Here is a 21931-nt window from a genome sequence, read left to right as displayed (position 1 = left end):
TTAATTATTATTCAAACACAGTAAACCATCTTTAAATAAACGATTAGTTATAATCAAAGAGATATCTTTAATAAACTAATTGGTTTGTAATTATAATATTTGAAAACGAATTTATTACTATTCAACAACTTACTTATGATACGTTTTTTGAGAATACTGACAACTGTAGTATTAATGTGTATGTCAATACATATGAATGGCCAAGATTGGAAAAACATTCAAGTTTTGCAGAAAAACCGACTAAAGGCTTCATCCATTATTGTCCCTGCATCATCTATTGAAGAAGCGACTAAAACCAGTTTAACAAACTCACCTTTTTATAAATCCTTAAACGGAAAATGGGCTTTCAAATATTCAGAAGGCCCGTCCAGCAGACCAATTGATTTCTATAAAACAGAATTTGATGTTACCGGATGGGATAAAATCAACGTACCCGGCAATTGGGAATTACAGGGATATGGAATGCCCATGTACCTCAATCACCCTTTTGACTTTTCCCCTAATAAAAAACCTACGCCCCCGGTAATTGATTTTATTCCCGAGGATAAAAATCCGGTTGGCTCCTACCGAAGAGATTTTGAAATTCCTGAAAACTGGGATGGAAAAGATCTGATTCTGCATTTTGGAGCTGTAAAGTCCGCCATGTACGTGTGGGTAAATGGTAAAAAAGTAGGTTATAGCCAGGGATCTAAGACACCGGCCGAATTTGATATTACCTCACTTGTTCAAAAAGGCGGAAACACCTTAGCCGTTGAGGTATACAGGTGGAGTGACGGCTCGTTTTTGGAATGTCAGGATTTTTGGCGTATCAGTGGTATTGAACGTGATGTTTATGTTTATGCCACGCCTAAAACGAGAGTTAAAGATTTTAAAGTTTCTGCAGGTTTAGACCAGAACTACGTCAATGGTATATTTTCCTTAGATTTAGATGTTCAATCTCAAGAAAAAAACACCCTGGTTAAAGCTGAATTTCAATTAATGGATGGAGATAAAACCATTGCCAATTCATCCATCACTATAAAGACTAAAGGTTATCAAGCAAAGGCCGTTTTCAACAATAATATCAACAATGTAAAAAAATGGTCGGCAGAAAGTCCTTATTTATATCGCCTAATTATTTCATTAAAAGACGAGAACGATAAGTTGATTGAAACTTTCGGAAAAAACATTGGCTTTAGAACGGTAGAAATTAAAAACAGCCAACTTTTAGTGAACGGGCAACCTGTTTTGGTTAAAGGCGTTAACCGCCATGAACACGACCCGGTAACCGGCCATTATATCAGCAAGGAACTAATGGAACAGGATATTCGTTTGATGAAAGAATTTAACATCAACACGGTCAGAACCTGCCATTACCCTACCGATCCTTATTGGTACGACTTGTGCGACAGATATGGTTTATACGTGATTAACGAAGCCAACATAGAATCGCATGGTTTAGGTGCTGCGCTGCAAGCTCCTTACGATTATCATATTGCAGATGATCCAGCCTGGGAAAAACCACACCTGGACAGAATAGAGCGTATGTACAAACGCGACAAGAACCACCCTTCCATCATTATTTGGTCGTTAGGAAACGAAGCAGGTGATGGTGTTAACTTCGTAAAAGCATACCAATGGTTAAAGGAACATGACAGCCGTCCCGTGCAATTTGAGCAAGCCGATAATAAAGCGCATACCGATATTGTATGCCCGATGTATGCAACAATGGACGAAATAGAAAATTACGCACGCCAAATTGACATTTACCGTCCACTGATACAATGCGAATATGCGCATGCCATGGGCAACAGCGTGGGTAACCTGCAGGATTACTGGGACTTGATTGAAGAGTATCCTTCATTGCAGGGGGGGTGTATCTGGGACTGGGTGGATCAGGGTATACTGGCGAAGGATAAAAATGGCAACGATTATTTTGCTTATGGTGGCGACCTTGAAAAACCGGGAACTCGTAATGACAACAATTTCTGCTTAAACGGTTTGGTTTCTCCTGTTCGTAAACCTAATCCACATATTAACGAGGTTAAAAAAGTATACCAAAACATCTCTGTTCTTAAAGGCCACAAAAGAGGTGAGTTTTTTGTAAAAAACAAATTTTTCTTTTCGAACCTGAACAAGTACAACTTGAATATTTCTGTTTTAATTGATGGTAAAATTGCGGAATCGACAACGATTACCGACCTAGATATTGCCCCACAATCGGCAAAAGCAGTTGCTGTTGAATTGCCAAAAACGGAAAACAAAGATGTACATATCAACTTTTCTTTTGTATTAAAAAAGGATGATGGTTTATTGAAAAAAGGACATGAGGTGGCCAAAGAGCAAATACAAATAGCCAAAGCCTCTTCTTCTGAAGACATGGCGGCCAGCGGCAAACTAAAAGTTAAAGAAACAGAAGAGGGATGGAATATCTCCACTGAATCCTCATCCCTTATTTTTGATAAAGCAAAAGGAACATTTATAAACCTTACCGTAAACGGAAAAGAATATATTAAAGAAGGTCCTCAACCCGATTTTTGGCGCGTACCGGTTGACAACGACTATGGTTTTGGCATGGTGAAAAAGCTGGGCATATGGAAAGAACAAGGCGCTAAAGCTAACGTGAGTCATATCGATGTAAAAGAAGAAAAAGGGCTAATTACATTTATTGTTACCAAACGTATGGACGATGTTTTTGGCGATTTTATCTCCACCTACAAAATAAATGGAGAAGGCATTATCCAGGTTGATCATTATATTCTTTTTGATCCTAACAGAAAAACGGTTAGTATTCCTCGCGTTGGATCTCAATTAAGGCTCAACAAAGAATTTGCGCAAACAGAATGGTATGGTCGTGGCCCTCACGAAAATTATGCCGACCGTTATACCAGTGCTTTTATGGGGACATACCAATCAACTATTGATGAAATGTATTATCCATACATCCGCCCGCAATCAAATGGTTATAGAATGGGAGTTAAATGGATGACCTTAAGCGATGGCAATCATGGCTTAAAAATCCGGGCCAAAAACCAGTTCTGTATACAAGCTCAATATTACGAGCATGATGACTATGGTAATGAAGTTAAAAAGCAACCCCGTCATCAGTTTGACATGAAAAAACGAGATTACATCATATTAAACCTGGATTACGGTATGGCCGGTATTGGTGGAGACACCAGTTGGGGAGCAACGCCTCATTTAATCTATCAATTGCTAAGGAGGGAATATAGCTGGGGTTATGTGATTACTCCGTTTTAGGATGAAGTTTGAAATGTATAAACGGGAAATCATTTTAATTAACAACTCTATGAAAATAAATATTTGTTTTTTCTTGGTCCTTCTTGCACCACTTGTTGGTTATAGCCAACCCAATCAAAAGAAAATGAATTTCAACGATGATTGGTATTTTATTCAAGATGATATTTCAGCATACAAAACAGCTGAATACGACCATAGTAATTGGCGAAAATTAGATTTACCACACGATTGGTCCATCGAAGGAGAATACGATGAATCTAATCCTATGGGAGGTACATGTGGCTATCTGCCAGCCGGAACCGGATACTATCGTAAAACAATAGATATTCCTTCGCACTGGAAAGGAAAAGTAATTAAAATATTGTTTGACGGGGTTTTTATGAACAGCTCGGTATGGGCTAATGGTCAAAAACTAGGCACTCGTCCTTACGGATGGAGTTCCTTTTCTTATGACATTAGTGATATTGTTAACACTTCGAAACAAATAAATTTTGCAGTTCGGGTGGATAATAGTCTGCAACCCTCGGCAAGGTGGTATACCGGAAGCGGCATTTATACCGATACCTGGATTGAAGTGATGGAACCTGTTCATATTGAACGTGAAGGCGGAATATTTATCAAAACACAAAATAACCAGGTTCATATCTCCACCGAAATAGTCAATCAATCAGAAAAAGCCGCTAAAGTCATCTTAAAAACACGCATTCTGAATGCGCAGGGACTCGAAGTTTTAAGTGTTTCTGATAAAGTGAAGATCGCCACAGAAAAAAAATCGCAACTAAGTCAGGATATTCAAATCAAGGATGCAAACCGGTGGTCTCCCAAAAATCCATATTTATATACAGCGGTCAGTGAAGTTTGGAAGGGCAGCCAGCTGATTGATATCATAGAAACCCGCTTTGGAGTTCGTGATATTGAATGGGTTCCTGAAACCGGGATGTGGCTGAACGGTGAGAATATTAAACTGCAAGGGGTTTGCAACCACCAGGATGCCGGTGCATTAGGAACAGCAGTTCCGGATAAAATACTTCGTTTTAGAATTGAGCAATTGAAAGGCATGGGTTGTAATGCGATTCGAACCGCACATAATCCTCAAACACCAAAGTTTTATGACATGTGTGATGAAATTGGAATGCTCGTGATGGATGAAATATTCGATGGATGGAAAAAGAAAGCTAAAAATGATTATGGGGCTCACCATTTTTTCGAATGGTGGAAAAAAGATTTAACGGATTGGATGAAACGCGACCGCAATCACCCCTCTGTGGTCATTTATAGTGTAGGCAACGAAACGGGAGGACCTGTTGGTAAAGATATTGTGGAACTGTGCCACCAGATTGACCCAACTCGTCCGGTAACATCAGGTCATTCCGGATCACAATTTATGGATGTACACGGTGTAAATGGTGCCAGCGAGAGAATCGGTTTTATTGATAACCTTCACAAGGATCGTGTATTTATCGGAACGGAAAACACACACACCTGGCAAGTTCGTGGTTATTACCGAAGTAAAACCTGGTATCGTGACGGTGCACACAAAGCTGGTGTGAGTTTAACCGAGGACTTAACACAAGAAGAAGTCTTTACGCATGATTGGATTTTAAACGCTGACCGTAACAAAGCGAAGCAAATTTTTAACTCTAGTTACGATAATGCTTATGTACGTTTAAATTCCAGGGGTAATATTGAGCAAATCAGGGATATACCACACTATGCCGGTTCATTCCGCTGGACAGGTTACGATTATATAGGGGAAGCCAGTTACGTGCATGGCGGATGGCCCTTTAGAGCTTTTATGGGTGGAGCTATTGACCTGGCAAACTTTGAAAAAGATCTGTATTACTTGTATCAAAGCCAATGGACTACAGAACCTATGGCTCATATCCTGCCTCACTGGACCCATCCTACAATAAAAGCGGGAACCGAAATACCGGTTTGGGTCTACTCCAATTGCGATGAAGTAGAACTATTCCTAAATGGGGAATCGCTGGGACGAAGAAAGCCGGGAAAAACAAGACATGACATGCAATGCGAATGGTTGGTACCCTGGCAACCGGGACAATTAAAAGCTATTGCATATAAAAATGGCCAAGTTAAAGTTGAAAAAACAGTTAACACGGCTTACCGCCCATATCAAAACAGTCTTTCAATAGATGGGAAAGCACTAAAACCAGTGGGTAAAGACATTGTTCAGGTACGCGTAACCGCCCAGGATTCTTTACATCATTTTTACCCTTATGGTGAAAACCGTACCTTTTTTAATGTAATTGGACCAGGTAAAATTCGTGCTTTGGATAATGGGAGCCCTATCGATGTTGAAAAACACTTTGGTGTAGACAACCGCATTGCATTTTATGGGCTTACACGTGCTTATATTGAATCTACAGGTGAACCTGGCGATATCAACCTATTAGCCTCTGCCATTATGGGAGAAAAAAAGCAGATTACCTCCAATATGGTATCCATCGATACGCAAATTTTAAATTTACGAGGCAAGGCCATTTCTCCGGAAATAAAGATTTATTATACCACTGACGGAAGTACGCCTACAGAAAACAGCCCTGTTTATACCCAAAGCTTCCCTGTCGAGTTAGGCACAACAGTGCAAGCCTTAGTTGTGGCAGACGGTCAACCTCATCAACTATTGTCGGAACGATTTGCCAACGACGAAGGATTTGTTTGGAACGACCTAAAGGAAAATATTGAAAAAACCCCGGGGGGGGATCAGGCCGAAGAAGCCGTATTTGATGGAGCTTCTATATCTAAAAACGGAGCTGGTTTTAATGGTTCCGGATTTTTAGATTTTGGTAACAACAAAGATGGATTTGTGGAATGGTACCGCGAAAATGATGGTGATGCAGGAATTGAGATTTTAAATATCAGATATAGCTGCAATACTTCAAACAGCAAAGGTAGAAAGGTCAAGTTGATCGTCAATGGAAAAACGATACAACCTGAATTGCTATTACCGAATACCGAATCCTGGGGCCAACATTGGGGCACTGTCTCTGTGAAAATAGATATAAAAAGGGGAGCCAATACCATTCGTCTGGTCAATCCCGGAATTGGAGGAGCATATATCGATGAAATATCTTTTGGAAAATCTGTAAAATAAGAAAATGAGACTTACGACTATTTTTATTACACTGTTTCTTCTTATTGCCTCTAATCTACTGGCGCAGACCGTATCATGCGAAAGCGTATTTTACGATTCTTTTAGCGAAGATGGTGCTTTGCCTGCAGCATGGACCGAATATAACACCAATGGACAGGTGACTGTAGTAGACGGCAGTCTGGAATTTGATTATACTGCTTCCCTACCGTCAGCTTATCGTACATTTGATGCAGAGACACAAAACTTATCTATTTCATTTGATGTATCCAGTACAAGAAACTGGGCGAAGTGTAAGTTAAACATACGCTCATCATTTGGCCAATACATAACAGGTTTGATAATTGGGAACGATGGAATAAAAAACATTCAGTATGCCACGGCCCTTGATGCTTCAAACAATCCAACATCTTATGCCGGATCGTTGCTAGATGGAGTTTACAGTAAAAACACGATTTACTCTGTTAGCATTGTTATAAATTTTGAAACAAAAACATTGTCCTTTTACCAGGGGGATGTAATCAAAGCTGCAAATGTTGCTTTCCTGGAAGATGCGACAGATGTCGCCAAAATTGACATCTCGCAATTATCGATGTACAGTAACGAAGGTCGTTTTTACTTCGATAATATTGAACTGGCTTATCAAGGTATTGATCGTTCCGGTTTGGCTACGGTTATTTCTGAGGCACAGGATGCGATAAGTGAAGTCATTTTAAGCCCCCAGTATGGCTATACAAAAGAAACCTATCTGGCATTAAAGGAAAGCATTGAGGATGCGACCCCGTTATTGACAATTTGCGAGGTAACCGAAGTGGAGCTCGCTCAGGCCGAAAATGATGTATTGGCAGCACAAGCAGCCTTTGATGCATCTTTCATGGATGAACCTGTATTAACACTTTATGCTGATAGTGATTTTTCTGGTATTGAGCGTGAATACAAATGCGGATACTACAACGGTAACCTCGGTGATTTCGAAGACATTCCTGTGTCTTTTAAACTGGACAGAGGCTATATGGCCACATTTGCCCAAGATGCAGACGGGAAAGGTTTTAGTAAGGTATATATCGCTCAGGATGATGACCTGGAAATAATTTTCCCGGAGGAGTTACAGCACAGTATTTCTTTTATGCGCATTAGTCCGTGGTTCGAAAAGCAGAAAAAAGGAAGTTGTGGTAAAGGGGTGGATGTTCAGGATGCCCTGGGTTCGGAATGGTACTACGCCTGGGGAATGACCAATGGATACAGTACCGCCGAGCGTGAATTTGTTCCCATGTCCTGGAGCGGTGGTGATGGCTTTAGCGGCCTATCGGCTACCCGAGCGGCAGGTCAGAATATGGCTTTTAACCACCATTTGGGATTTAATGAACCTGACCTGGAAGACCAGTCCAACATGTCAGTAGAACGTGCGCTTGAGGTATATCCAAACTTATTTGCATCAGGACTAAGACTGGGTTCCCCTGCTGTGTCTCATGGCGGATTGACCTGGATCAATGAATTTATGGATTCCTGTGTGGCAAAAGGTTACCGGGTCGATTTTATTGCTATACACGATTATGTGCGCCGTTCACCCAAAGGGTACTATGATAGATATAAAGCTCTGCACGATAAATATAATGTGCCTATTTGGGTGACAGAATACAATTACGGTAACCCTGGAATGGGCTCGCCGGTGATTACAGATGAAGTAGCGTTAGCGAAATTACAAAGCATCAATAACATGATGGACACCTGTTCTTTTATTGAGCGTTATTCCATGTTCTACTTTCAACCAAGTGCGGGGCAATTATCTATTTTTGAAACAAGGACGCCCATTGTTTTCAACATAATTGGAGAATATTACAAAGCTCATGAATCTCCATATCCTTCCTATACTCAGGAAGTATATGAACAAGGTCCCAATATTGGAACCGGTATAGAGACGCAATTAGCTTCAGATGCGAATATTTCCGTGTTTCCTAACCCTGTAACCAATGGGATAATCAACCTGATGTTCCCGAAGGCCGCACCGAAGGAATTTACGTTGCATCTTTATGATGTTAGTGGCAACGAAGTAATGCTAGTGCATAATAAAACCCAACTTGATGTCGCTAATTTTAAAAGCGGCTTCTATATGCTTCGTATTGAAAATGCAGAAATAAATGCGGTGCAAAAAATTATGATTCGGAACTAATTGAAATAGCTAATCCTTAATAGCTATTACGAACATGAAATTAAAGATTAATCTATGAAATCAAAATCTATTTTAATTCTCACAATACTGATTAGCATTCTGTCTATGGCAGATGCCCAAACATGTGGCACTAACATCTTTATCGATGAGTTTAGTACCGATGGAAGCCTTCCGTCAGAATGGACTGAGTTTAATACATCAGGTCAGGTAACCGTTGATGGTGCCCAATTAAAGTTTGACTACACCGCCGATCAGCCAGGTGCCTATCGTACTTTTACACCGGTGAGTGAGGAGGTGACCGTATCTTTCGATGTTGAAAGCACCCGTAATTGGGTAAAATGTCGGTTTGATATTTTATCATCGGATGATAAGTATGTAACCAGTATTATGATTGGAAATGATGGTGTAGGTAATATCCAGTATGCTACCTCACTGGATGCTTCCCATAGCCCAACTTCCTTTTCCGGATCTTTGGTGGATGGTAGTTATGCTAAGAACTATACTTATACTATGGCAGCCACCATTGACTTTGAAAATAAAACCATTGATTTTTATGAAGATGGTGCAAAAAAAGCAGGGGCTATATCATTTATAGAAACGGCCGGCGACATTGCCAAAGTACGCATCACGCAAATATCTATGTATAGCAGTGAAGGACGCTTCTTTTTTGATAATATAGCTTTGGCTTATCCGGGGGCTGATCGTTCTGTTCTTTCGGCAGGTATCAATAGCGCTGAAGACCTGACTATTTCAGCGGTAATAAGTCCGCTTTATGGCTACTCGTCTGAATCTTATGAGGCATTGAAGCTAGCTAAAGAGCAGAGTGAAACAATCCTGAACAATTGCGATGCCATACAGGTGGAAATTGATGCAGCCTCGGCGAACTTGCAAACAGCCATTGCGGACTTTGAGAATTCTTTCATAGATGAAAATGTGCTCACGCTTTATTCATCTTCAAGTTCCCAGGGTGATGAAATTTCCTACAGATGTGGCTACTACAATGGAAACCTGGGTGATTTCGAGGACAAAGCAGTATCTTTTAAACTAGAAAAAGGTTATATGTTAACCGTGGCACAAAATGTAAATGGTAGTGGTGTAAGCAAGGTGTATGTTGCTGCGGATCATTCATTGGAATTAAATTTCCCTGCAGAACTTCAGCAAAGTATTTCATTTATGAGAGTTGGACCATGGCGGGATACGAAGAAACGTGGTTCCAGCGGAAAAAGTGATAACAATGATGTGGTACTTGCTTTAAAGTCTGACTGGTTTTACGACTGGGGCAGTGCAGATGTAAGTATGACAGAATGCGAATATGTAATTATGGACTGGAGTGGTGGTGCCGGCATTGATAAAATGACTACCATGGGAAATAATATGGCCATCACCCATCATTTAGCATTTAACGAACCCGATGGTGAGAATCAAGCCAATATGACAGTAGATAAGGCTATTGAGAAATACGAAATTCTGCAAGCTTCAGGCTTACGATTGGGAGCCCCAGCGGTAACTGATGGCGCAAAAGGCAGGGCATGGCTTGATGAATTTATGCCGAAAGCAATCGCAGCCGGTTACCGTATCGACTTTATCCCGGTACACTATTATAAAATTATGTCGGCAGAAAACTTTTACAACTGGCTGAAAGATTTCTACGATCAGTATCAAGTGCCCATTTGGGTAACCGAATGGAATTATGGGGATATCTGGGCTGCCAATGAAAAAGACAAAACCGAAGCCCAGGTACTCACCAATGTTCAGGCATACTGCGAGATGATGGATAATGCTGACTTTGTGGAACGATACTGCATCTTTACCTGGCAACCTTCACAAACTTCAGCCCAAACCGTAATGTCGGTGCGTTATCCGGTAACGCTTAATTCGGTTGGGGAATATTATGCCAACCACGAGTCTCCGGTGGCTTATATACAAGAAAATTATGAAAACGGGCCTGATCTGGACACAAGCAATGGTATAAATGAGCTAATGTCTGAGTTTTCCATTTACCCCAATCCCGTAATAAACGGAATTATTCATTTAGAGATAAGTGATGAATATTATTCGGAAGAATACAATATAAGTATCTGTGATTTATCGGGGAATGTTCTTTTGAACAAGGTCGTAAAAGAAAAAACAATTGATGTAACCGGATTATCAAAAGGTTTTTATCTGATTAAATTGTATTCGGACAATCAAATAACAACCAGAAAGATATTGATAGAATAATGAAAGGAATTAGTGTATTATGTCTTGGATTTATTTCTTTTGTAATTTCTGTTGTGGTACAAAGCATCAAACCCCAAAATTTAAGATATAAAATGCAAAAAACATATTTCATACTTGTTGCCTTACTTACTTTCATGGGCAGTTATGCTCAGGATAAGCATCCCAACATTATTTTTCTGCTGGCTGATGACCAGCGCGATAATACTTTTGGGGCCATGGGGCATCCACATATCCAAACGCCCCATGTAGATAAACTGATCAATAATGGAGTTCGTTTCTCAAATACTTATATTGCCGAACCTATTTGTGCACCTAGCAGGGTGGCTTTATTCACAGGGTTAAACGAACGCATGAGCGGAGTCGGTTTTACATCTTCCTATAAACTCACCGAAGATCAGTGGGCCCACTCCTATCCTGAAATGCTACGAAAAAATGGTTATTATACCGGATTTATTGGTAAGTTTGGTATGGAATATTATACTTTTAAAGGTAAGGCCAAAGCAAAGTTTGATTACTGGAGAGCACATGACGGTTGGGCTAAGTTCTGGCCCAAGACAGCCAGGAATTGTGCTGAATATTTCGATTCCGGCGAAGATATCATCACCCCTGTGATGGGCGAAAGCATTGTGGAATTTCTGGATGATGTACCCAGTGAAAAACCCTTCTGTTTGTCTGTTAGTTTCTCGGTTCCTCATGGTAGCCAGATAAAATCCATGTACCCGGGAAATAAAGAGGCGGAGGATTGCATGATTCCGGCCAACGAATACGAAAAGCTCAAAGGTCACCCATTTTACGATACGCTTTACCGAAACATGAACATTCAAATACCGGAAGAAACGGCTACAGATCCTTATGTTCATATCCCTTACCAGGTGCTGGATCAGAACAAGGGAAGAGCAACCAAAGTATACAAATACGATTATGATACCATCTCATGTTACGAGCACCATATCCGATACTACCAGCAGATATCAGCCATGGACAAGGTAATAGGAGATATGGTGAAAGCTTTGAACGAAAAAGGACTTAGTAAAAACACAGTGATAATTTTTGCCAGTGACCATGGTTTATTAATGGGTGAATATGGCATGGGTGGCAAAGCGTTATTATATGATTTAACCACTAAAATACCTTGCTTTATATATGACCCGAGATTACCTGCGAAATCAAAAGGTAAGACAGAAAACAAATTGGTATCAAGCCTTGATATTCCCTCCACCATATTGGATTATGCGGGAATTACCCCTCCCGCTTACATGCAGGGAGAAAGTCTGGTTCCTTTGATAAAAGGAAGGAACCGCAAATGGAGAAAAGAGTTGTTTCTGGAAAGTTTATACACAGGACGAGGTAATCCTGTTTGCGAAGGTATTAGGTTGGGTGATTGGAAATATATACGTATGTTCCAAATTAAAAAAGGAAAATATACTGAAGAAGATTTGAACTTTACCTCAAGGAAGCCGGATTATGAACAACTCTTTAATTTAAAAGATGACCCCAATGAGATGAATAACCTGGTAGAAAAATATGATGGGTCCGAAATTCTGGCTAAGTTGAGAAACAAAACCAGCGATCATTTTAACAAACAAAATATGGCCCGGGAAAAATATAAGACAAACACCCTAATTATTGAAAGATAATATATAACAAAACACAATATGAACAGAAGAAAGTTTATTGAATTATCAGCGCTTGCAGGAACAGCTGCCATGTTTTTTCCTAGTTGTGTAGGACAAAAAGAAGAATCCTTGCCTCCTTTTTTAAAAGGTAAAAAGGATTTATATGCTACCGATCCGCGTAAGGCAGCCATTGAATGGTTTCGGGAAGCCCGCTACGGTATGTTTATCCACTATGGTTTGTATTCGTTATTGGGACGAGGCGAATGGGTCCAGTTGTCTGATAAAATACATGTGGCTGAATATGCAAAATTGGCCGACCGTTTTACAGCCGATAAGTTCGATGCCGATTTCATTACTGACCTGGCATTGGAGGCTGAAATGAAATACATCAATATCACTACCCGCCACCACGATTGCTTTTGCTTGTGGGATACAAAATATACCGACTTTAAAAGCACCAACTCACCTGCTAAAAGAGATTTAATAGCTGAGCTTTATGAGCAGTGTAACAAAAAAGGGCTTGCCTTTTACCTTTATTATTCACATGGGCGCGACTGGCGTCATCCCCATGCGCCTAACAATGATAATTGGGGAGGCAATGCACGACCTAAATACGAAACACAGGAACCTTTATATAAATATGGCGATGAGCACGATTTGAGCATTTATGTGGACTTCCTTTATAATCAGGTAGATGAATTGCTCACTATGTTCCCCAATGTGGGCGGTATTTGGCTTGATGGCCATGGAGTTCCGGCTTCCGGAGACTTTGCCCAATTTAAACTGCAAGAGCTATATGACATGATCCACGCTAAACAACCGCACATGTTGGTTTCATACAAGCAAGGTGTATTGGGCACCGAAGACTTTTTGGCTCCGGAACGCAAATACAAAGCTGACGGAACTCCTCCAAAACCATTGGAGATATGCGATCACCTGCAGCGCAATAAATGGGGATATGCCCAAAGCCAGGATGGCAAGCACAAAACCAAAGATGAAGTGATAGCCATGCTTCAGCGTGCTGACAAATATCCGGCAAATCTGCTGCTGAACACTGGCCCGCTGCCTTCCGGAGAGATGCATCCCGAAGATGTAAAAGTTCTTCGTGAAGTGGGGAAAATGATCCGAACTCAAGGCTGGGAAAATGTATTGAAAGGATAACTTACTTATAAAAAACAATTAGATCATTTTGGAGGTTTGAATGGTTGGCTTAATTACCGTAAAAGTCTCCCATCAAACCTCTTTCTCATTTAAATAAATTATATATGCTTACAACTTTTCGTATCTTATCATGCACACTATTTATCTCCCTTCTTGCCCATGGCAATTTAGTTTCACAAAAACTCAAACTGGGCTCTCTTTTTAAAGAGCATATGGTATTACAACGAGAGATGCCGGTTAAAGTATGGGGCGAAGCTATTCCTCATAGCCATGTTATAGTTATACTCAACGGCGACAGTGCAAGTGTAAAAGTAAATATGGATGGTACATGGGAAACCACTTTACCCAAGCAAAAAGCCGGAGGCCCGTATACATTTAAAATAAAATCCGGTTCAGAAACGATTCAGTTCAATGATGTTTTAATTGGTGAGGTTTGGGTTTGTTCTGGTCAGTCGAATATGTTTATGGGATACCATCAAATTCCCGAAATAAAAGCATTGGATTCAATATTGAACAACATAAGAACCTTTAAAGTAGAAAATACAGTGGCCTTTAAAGAACAAAAATATGTGGGTGGAAAATGGGAAATCAAAAATCCGCCAAGTGCAGTTGCTTTTACCTTTGCTTATTTCCTGCAAAAATCTATCCATATGCCGGTTGGTATTATACTGACTTCGTGGGGAAGTTCATCCATTGAAGGCTGGATGCCAAGGGATATGACAGAAAAACTCCCTCATTTTAAAAACATCATGAAAAAGTTTGATGCGGATGGCAATAAAAAAGTCCGCATTGACAGCATATTATCTATCTCCGGTGCAAGAAACAGAAAAGACGACATCTTTCTCCGCACCCAGCCTAACATTATATACAATGCCATGATGAAACCGCTGGCCCCTTATGCTTGCCGCGGCCTGGTATGGTACCAGGGTGAGGCCAATAGCAATGGCATGAACAATATGATACAGTACGGAACAACGCTGCCGATGTGGGTAGAAAGAATCAGGCATGAGTGGCAAAAAGATGACCTCCAGTTTATGGCAGTTATGTTGCCAGGATTCGGTTCTAAATTGCATAAAAAATCTAAATCGGATGAGATTTTGGAAAGTCCCACTGCACCATCCTGGGCTTGGATAAGGGAATCGCAATGCCAGGTTTTAATATTGCCCCATACTGCAGTAGCCACTACCATTGATTTGGGAGATAAAAACAACATCCACCCCAGTGACAAGTTGCCCATTGGACAGAGGCTGGCGCTTTTAGCTCAAAAGAACACCTTCAACAAATCAATTATGGCAGAAGGACCGATACTAAAAAAGACCTTGGTAAAGAAAAATAGAATAGTCATCCATTACACCAATGCCAAAGGTTTAAAAACTACCGATGGAGAAGATCCCAGCGCTTTTTGGCTATCTGACGATACAAACACATGGTATAGAGCGAGTGCCAAAATTAAAGGCAAAACCGTTGTTTTAACCTGCGATAAAATCAGCAAACCCTTGTATGTACGGTATGCTTTTGCAGCAATGCCAAAAGTAAATCTAATAAATGATACCAACCTGCCTGCACGTCCTTTCAGGACGGATGTTTTTGAACCAGTTACTGTAAACTACAAATAAATTAAATTAAACAAGGGTGTTGAAAAACAACACCCTTGTATATAATTCACAACTAATCTGTCTTACCTTAATCTCCAATTTGTCAATACAAAATGTCCAATCTGCCCGAAGGGTAACAGAAACTTTGTTTCCCGAAACTTTGTCTGGTGGTGACAAAGCGGAAGCTTGTCACGCGCCAACTATAAACATTGAAGATAAACAACCATTATCTTTTCACCACTTTGGTTGAGTAAATAACACCATCTGCATAAACCAATAATGCATAAGTTCCTGCAGGTACAGAAATATGATCGACATATATCTGATCTGATTCATTAAATACCGCACTATACTGAATATTACCTGCCATATCCAGCAATATAACTTTACCTGATTCTATTTTAGGTAATTCAATTTTCATATTAGAATCAAAAGGGTTAGGAGCTACTTGAATATTATGGCTTACATTTAAGCCTGAACCGATACTATTGTCCTCATCACCATTAATCAAGCGGGCATTCCCAAAAATGATGAACTCTTCGCCGTCGGAACTTAAGGTTGAATATGTTTCGATTCTTAATTTATCCGCATCGCTAACATCAATATTTAACACAGGAGTCGGAGAGTTTGAATTGATATCAGCACTTTGATATGCCAACTCATCATCAACGTAAACTGCCATATTAAATTCACCTCCGGTATAGCTGTCATCTAAGCCAAACTCAGTTAAAAAAGTCAGGTAATTACCATTCAAATTATAAGTAACAGAAGTTCCTGCCTCAACACCAATACCTTTTTCATAGGTAATTCCATTTACGGTCATATTTCCCTCACTGCCAAAACCTTCGTCCTTATTAATATCCTCACCATCAACCACCTCGCTTAAATCACTTAAAAAGTCGCGTTCTTCAACAATCCACTGATATATAGCAACAGAGAATGGCTGAACAGTATCCGTGAGCGATTGACCTAATTCAATGTCGAACGGTCCTTCAACACTTACATTATAAGGTGACGCAGAAGTGTTTTCGGTATAAATATCATACGCTGTGGCCACCCATTTTTTACCTATCACTTCAGAAAAACCAAAACCATAATTTGAAATATTAATGCTGGCCCTTAATTCGTCTTCATCCAGCGTATTAGGTACAACCAGTGTTAATACATTTCCTTCCTCATTTATACTGGCCGTTGGATAACTATTTTGAATACTGGTATTGCTGTATGTATAAGAACCACCCTGATATTCAGCTTCTACAAACTTATCCTGATGTAAATGTGTAAATATGTGATAAGGAAGTCCTTTTGCCGAGACAAAGTTTCCACCTGTATTTACCATTGGGGTATTATCATTTTTAAAGTACGAGTGTGCCATCATATTTCCCATATCATCAGAATATGAATTGATAATATCATGCCACATTACACACAGCTGAGTAACCACACCAATCGTTTTTCCTCCGAAAAATTCGGTTAAATGTTGTTGTACATTCTTACCGGACAGTGATGAATTGCTGTGATCCGATAAATGATTCAGGTGACTTTGAATTTTGCTTTTATAACTCACCGACTTTTTCATCACCATTTTGTATTCATCACCTGCTTCTACTGTTCCACTTGGATAATAATGCTTGGTTACACCATCGAATGGAGCATTGATCTCGGCCATCTCTCGGTAAAACTCTTCCTCTTCCCAACAGCTGATTACTTCAATACTTGGATCAACAGCTTTCATCGCTTCGTAGTATTCCGGGAACCCGTCCAGTTCATCGGTGGAGTAATTCAGCATTACATTATATCCTCCTGAAGGCACACTTCCATTAGTGCCATCTCCAAAAGAAATTTTACCTGTTTCGGCATCTACAGTATAATGCAAGTCATTTGACCCGGAACTTGAAAGGTCAGCAACCCTGTTCCATGTTACCCCATTAATAGTAAGGGTAAAACTTTTGCTTAAGTCAACCGGGCAAAACTTGGTATAAAATTCCTGATTGGCCGAACCGTCTACCACACAAACAGATTGTACCCACGATGTTTGTTTAGCAGCCCTTTGGTTGGTAAAGGAACGAGGATCCCCATGTACATATACTCCCACTTTTCCATTTAAAATTTCGTCTCCACCCCTGTTGGCATCACCACTTGCCGGATAGTTACAAACGCTTAGCTCCCAAGTACCATTAAGTTCGTTTCCTATCTCCCAATATTTAACATTGTACGGTTCAGGATGGCCATTGTCTGCACGAACCTGAGCCCAATCGGTACCTCCATTTGGGTTCTCTCCCACCTCAGCGTTCATATACTCTACATAATCAGCTGCGTCCTGTACTGTTTCCCAATTAAAAGCTACCACGATCACACCTTTATTTAAATGCGTATTTTCTAACATATGCCCAAATTCATCAGGGCCAAACTCGTTACTTAAGGGGCCTGCCGATCCGTGACTATTTAGGTTATCAATACGTTGATCTACTGGTCCTATAGCTCTCTTCCATCGGTACAAATTGGCCATGGTTCCTCCCGGAAAACGATAACCTGGCGCTCCCGTATAATTGGCCAAATCAATCACATTATAATGACACCTTTCATTACTACTGTCCCAAAGACCTTGTCCGCTTCCATTATAAGTATTGTTCCCGCCAAACCATATAGGATTTCTTTCACAAAGTACATTTGTTGGATCTATGGTAATAGAAATATCCTGCATGCCCCAATTACGCGAATCGTCAAAACTGCTCCATGCTGTTTCCAAAAACACTACAGCACTGTCTACCTCATCTTGAGATGCTTCACAATTTGCATAAACCGATGATGCCTCATCAATTTTGGACTGAAAAACGTCTACAACACCCTGTGAATATTCACCATTTCCTGTTCCGATGTTGATTTCGTCAAGGTGTTCCCGGGCATTAGCAATGGCCGCTTCCAGGTTAACACGAATAACGTTATCCTGAGTTATCTGAACATTATCGAAATATACCTTGCCACTACCTCCATACATGGAAATTTGCTGAATATCAATCTTTCCAAAACCAGTAGCATTCTCCAAAAATGCTACACCAGAAACTTTTAACTCCCCATCTATATAAAAGTCGAAGGTTTTATTCTCTGTATCAACAATCAGCAAAACCAGATATTCTGTATTGGAACTAAAAGAAGCATCCAGCGCTCCGACATACGAAGTGGGGTTATTTGATGCATCCAGGTCGGTGGCATACAGAATATCCTTCTTACCATCATTGCCAAAAAGAATACTGGTTATCAAATCACCGTTACCTGCTTCAAGATTCATTTTTGCCTTAAACCAGTTTCTCTGACTTTTTATCTTAAAGGAATAGTAACACTTACCGTTAACTGCGTTAAATGTTCGATATGCAGATGGTTTGGCCGAGGTATAATCGAAAACCATTTCTGCCCCGCTCACCGTCACCTGACCGGATGTATTATACTCGGTCCATTGAGTGGGCAATGTCCCATCGTTATCGAAAGTGTCATTAATAATATCTCCACAATTCTGCGCCTGAGTAAATGATAAACCCGTTATAAAGGCTATTATTAAAATTAAGAATATTTTTTTCATCTATTTGATAATGGATTATTAGTTTATAACATGCTTCATTAAATTGTCTTTATCGTTCATAAATTTACTCATATTAGATATAGAGAAGTATTATTGACGATTCAAAAACTATAAGTGCCTATTCAAAGTCACTTTCTGAATGAAATTTTTGATTATACCCGCAATATGCATTAGAAATCCGGTTACGCATTTCAATTAACTCAAAACAAGGCGTTTCGTTAACTGGTCTCAACTCCTTGTTTTATGGTAAATAAAAGCGCCTTACATATCTCCATTAAATAATCCGGGGTAAGTCACTATAAGATTTCAGTCGACTTATATGACATATAGTTCATATTCCCACTCATTCTTCTCATTACCTGATCATTAAGTACAGCACTTCACAAAGCATTATGCTTTATAATAAAAAACAATTGAATTATATACTTACATCGCAAATTAAACTATATCATATATTTGAAACATAGCTATTAATTCAAGAACACTAACCACAGCTACTAATATTCAAATTAAATAAAATATGAATAAGAAAAATCTACTTCTTCTGATTTCCTGTATACTTTCGGGTTGGATCTCCATTTCAGCACAATCAATAACAGTTGATTATGCTGCCCAACACCAAACCATAACCATGATTGGTGCAGATATGGAGCGCAGTGCTTCATTTTTACAGAGTGCAGCTAACCCTCAGGAAATTGCCAACTGGTGTTATCAGGACATCGAAAATATGGTTTGCCGTGTTTCCTACGACAAAAAACAGGAACTTATAGAAGGGACTACTAACTTTGCATTTTACGATAATGCCATTGCAAGTATGAAGATGGTAAAAATCGCGAATCCCGATGTGAAATTTTGGGCGACGATGAAAAGTGATTACAATGGCTATAACGGTCAAAATAACCTGCCCGACTGGATTTGTGATTACAAACCAACCACCCGGTTCGATACGGACAAGTACGGTGTTTTCCTAGCCGATTATTTGGAACTGATGCACGACAATGGTGTTACTATTAGCTACATATCCGTTTCTAAAGAATGGAGCGTTATTACCGTTGATCGAGCGCACCAAATCATACAAAAAGTAAATTCGGAGTGTAGCTCACGTGGCGTACCACAACCCATGTATGCTAGTCCTGCCTCTTGGGCGGTTTCCCAGGGAGTTTCGTATGTTGAAAGTGTTGGCAGCAAAAGTGGCTATGCGGATATGTACACCGCATTTTCGAGCCACAACCTAAATAAACAGTCGCACCTTTGGGACGAATTTGTGGATGCCTGCACAATTGTGGGCAAACCTGCCTATTGCGACGAAAGTGGCAATGCCGGAGGTGGCAGAACCAATGGCGAAGAACCTGAAACTATTGGAACTATCTTGGGAGTATATTCGGAAAAAGCAACTATGTATGCCGCCGGATTACAAGGCGAACTTATATTTGAAGTGTGGTCGAGAGGGGTAAGTTCAGAAACACGTAATATTTATTTCACTTCAGGTACAGAAGGCAAAAGAATGCGTTCGTACTATGTAATGAAAAATTTTGCCAACCATATTTACCAACGCAAATATTTATCTTCCTCAACCACTAGCATTTCCGATGTGGAAACAATGGCCTTTGGTAACGACAATGAAATTGCATTATGGGTTATCAACAGTTCTACAAGCGATTATGCGGGACTGGATTTAAATATAAACAACGCAAGCGTAAATGGAAAAGTGTATCAATATGCATGGGATATCGACACTAAAATATACGGTGAAGCAAGCATTCTTACCCCCGATATTTTTAAAAACTACTCTTGTGATATCAAAGCACAAAGCATTAACTTATTTGTTATTCAGCTAACAGAACCAACTACATTGGATGAAATTTCTGCGGACACTGACAATTTAGATTTTGGAACCGTTAATATTGGTGGTTCAGAACCCACCTCAAAAACACTTTATGTAACGGTTGATGAACCTTCTACAGATGTCTCTCTTGCTATTTCCGGATTTAGTGCAAATCAATTCTCCATAAATGGAAATACAAGCTATAGCAGTGAATCCGCTACTTATGCAATCCCTGTAGAAGTTATTTTTACACCTAATTCTGATGGCGAATATTCAGCAAACTTAACCATTACCTCCGGGTCAAAATCAAAAACAATCGCTTTATCCGGCGAAGGCTACGAATCCGAAATTGTAGATATACCGTTCTCGGACTACTTTAGTACCCTAGTGCCAGGCAGCACCTTAACAACTTCCGACATTAACTCTTTTTCTGATTATAAAGGATGGCAGGTACATAATGGTTTGAGCAGTGGCGCAACAAGAATGAATGTGACAACTGTTGTTGGAGATGACGATATTGGTTACTTTTTAACGCCGGAGATCAATTTCGATGGTCCTTTTGAATTGTCTTTTTATGCCAGAATGAAACTGAACAATGTGAGTACAACATTAACGCAAAACGAAAATAACCAGTTCAGAAACTTTTATGCTGTCATTGGTAACGATACCATTTACGACCATCATAAAAACGGCAGTACCCTTTTTCAAAACTATAATAAGTGGAAATGCAGGTATTCGTACGAGGGTAAAGCACGCATTAAGTTCTTTGCCATTACACAAGAAGCGGGAGATTGGATTGGAAAAACAGATGGTCTGACTTTCGGTGCCAATAACGAGAGTGTTTCGGTGCTTGAAACTTCCTCTCCTACTGTAAATATGGCATTTGGTGAAAGCATTGATTTGGGTGAAGTGACAAAGGGATCAACAGGTAGCAGTTCTTTTAATCTAAAAGGTTGGAACTTAAGCAGTGGATTAACTTTTACTCAGAGTAGCAGTAATAAAGCCACTATTTCCTCTTTAAGCTATTCTCCCGATTTCTTTAATGAGATAAACGAAACGATATCTGTAAGTATTGATGCATCAGAACTGGAGTTGGGCACCTATGCCGAAAAGGTTTTCTTAAACAGTAGCAATAGCGAAATTAAACAGCGTACTATCTGGTTAAACTACGAAGTGACCTCTGCAACCAGCATTAAACAAATAGAATACAAACACAACGTATATGTTCAATTTAACCATGTTATAGTCGATGCTGCATATATAACAGATGTGGAGGTATTTTCTATTGGTGGGCAAAAAATAAAAGATGCTAAGCATATTGATCATGCTTCATTTAACCTAAACAATGGTATCTATCTAATTAAAGTGGATCATGAAGTACACAAAATAGTTGTGTCTAATTAAAACATACAGAT

9 protein-coding genes are annotated in these 21931 nt (G+C 39.8%); 8 read left to right on the top strand and 1 reads right to left on the bottom strand.

Translation table 11 applies throughout. The features are described from left to right. Positions 1-180 precede the first annotated feature (180 nt). The 7 genes from ACT29I_RS05080 to ACT29I_RS05050 all read left to right on the top strand — a co-directional run bounded on the left by ACT29I_RS05080 (position 181) and on the right by ACT29I_RS05050 (position 15135). Positions 181-3240, top strand: coding sequence for a glycoside hydrolase family 2 TIM barrel-domain containing protein (locus ACT29I_RS05080; RefSeq protein WP_444792829.1), 3060 nt, complete (start codon positions 181-183; stop codon positions 3238-3240). Positions 3241-3289: 49 nt separating this feature from the next. Continuing rightward, a complete protein-coding gene (locus ACT29I_RS05075; RefSeq protein WP_430931140.1) occupies positions 3290-6355 on the top strand; it encodes a glycoside hydrolase family 2 TIM barrel-domain containing protein in 3066 nt (1021 codons plus the stop codon). Between the two features lie 4 nt (positions 6356-6359). Next, positions 6360-8522 carry a glycosyl hydrolase gene (locus ACT29I_RS05070; RefSeq protein ID WP_444792828.1) on the top strand — a complete coding sequence of 721 codons (2163 nt, stop codon included), beginning with the start codon at positions 6360-6362 and terminating at the stop codon, positions 8520-8522. A 54-nt stretch (positions 8523-8576) separates the two neighbouring features. Continuing rightward, complete coding sequence (locus tag ACT29I_RS05065; protein ID WP_430931142.1) at positions 8577-10742, top strand: glycosyl hydrolase; 2166 nt, start codon at positions 8577-8579, stop codon at positions 10740-10742. A gap of 92 nt (positions 10743-10834) precedes the next feature. After that, positions 10835-12379: a sulfatase-like hydrolase/transferase gene (locus ACT29I_RS05060; protein WP_444792827.1), complete on the top strand. Its 1545-nt coding sequence runs from the start codon at positions 10835-10837 to the stop codon at positions 12377-12379. A gap of 18 nt (positions 12380-12397) precedes the next feature. Next, entirely contained in the window at positions 12398-13519 is a 1122-nt protein-coding gene (locus ACT29I_RS05055) for an alpha-L-fucosidase (protein ID WP_430931144.1), read from the top strand. Between the two features lie 104 nt (positions 13520-13623). Beyond that, on the top strand, positions 13624-15135 hold the full coding sequence (locus ACT29I_RS05050) for a sialate O-acetylesterase (protein ID WP_444792826.1): 1512 nt from the start codon (positions 13624-13626) through the stop codon (positions 15133-15135). A gap of 205 nt (positions 15136-15340) precedes the next feature. On the opposite strand, the gene ACT29I_RS05045 is transcribed toward ACT29I_RS05050, so the two are convergent. Then, on the bottom strand, positions 15341-18691 hold the full coding sequence (locus ACT29I_RS05045; protein WP_430931146.1) for an NPCBM/NEW2 domain-containing protein: 3351 nt from the start codon (positions 18689-18691) through the stop codon (positions 15341-15343). 520 nt (positions 18692-19211) lie between these two features. Here ACT29I_RS05045 and ACT29I_RS05040 point away from each other — a divergent pair. After that, on the top strand, positions 19212-21920 hold the full coding sequence (locus ACT29I_RS05040; protein WP_444792825.1) for a hypothetical protein: 2709 nt from the start codon (positions 19212-19214) through the stop codon (positions 21918-21920). The last annotated feature ends 11 nt before the right edge of the window (positions 21921-21931 follow it).

Origin of the sequence: Saccharicrinis sp. GN24d3, assembly GCF_052400645.1 — a bacterium.
In the GTDB taxonomy this organism is placed as follows: Bacteria; Bacteroidota; Bacteroidia; order Bacteroidales; family Marinilabiliaceae; genus Saccharicrinis.
Note: the sequence above shows the minus strand (reverse complement) of the source record. Positions and strands in the feature narration are given on the sequence as shown.

Bases quoted from the DNA above. Each gene is read 5' to 3' on its own strand.
- ACT29I_RS05065 (WP_430931142.1), top strand. From the start codon at position 8,577: ATGAAATCAAAATCTATTTTAATTCTCACAATACTGATTAGCATTCTG.
- ACT29I_RS05070 (WP_444792828.1), top strand. From the start codon at position 6,360: ATGAGACTTACGACTATTTTTATTACACTGTTTCTTCTTATTGCCTCT.
- ACT29I_RS05075 (WP_430931140.1), top strand. From the start codon at position 3,290: ATGAAAATAAATATTTGTTTTTTCTTGGTCCTTCTTGCACCACTTGTT.
- ACT29I_RS05050 (WP_444792826.1), top strand. From the start codon at position 13,624: ATGCTTACAACTTTTCGTATCTTATCATGCACACTATTTATCTCCCTT.
- ACT29I_RS05055 (WP_430931144.1), top strand. From the start codon at position 12,398: ATGAACAGAAGAAAGTTTATTGAATTATCAGCGCTTGCAGGAACAGCT.
- ACT29I_RS05060 (WP_444792827.1), top strand. From the start codon at position 10,835: ATGCAAAAAACATATTTCATACTTGTTGCCTTACTTACTTTCATGGGC.
- ACT29I_RS05080 (WP_444792829.1), top strand. From the start codon at position 181: ATGTCAATACATATGAATGGCCAAGATTGGAAAAACATTCAAGTTTTG.
- ACT29I_RS05045 (WP_430931146.1), bottom strand. From the start codon at position 18,691: ATGAAAAAAATATTCTTAATTTTAATAATAGCCTTTATAACGGGTTTA.
- ACT29I_RS05040 (WP_444792825.1), top strand. From the start codon at position 19,212: ATGAATAAGAAAAATCTACTTCTTCTGATTTCCTGTATACTTTCGGGT.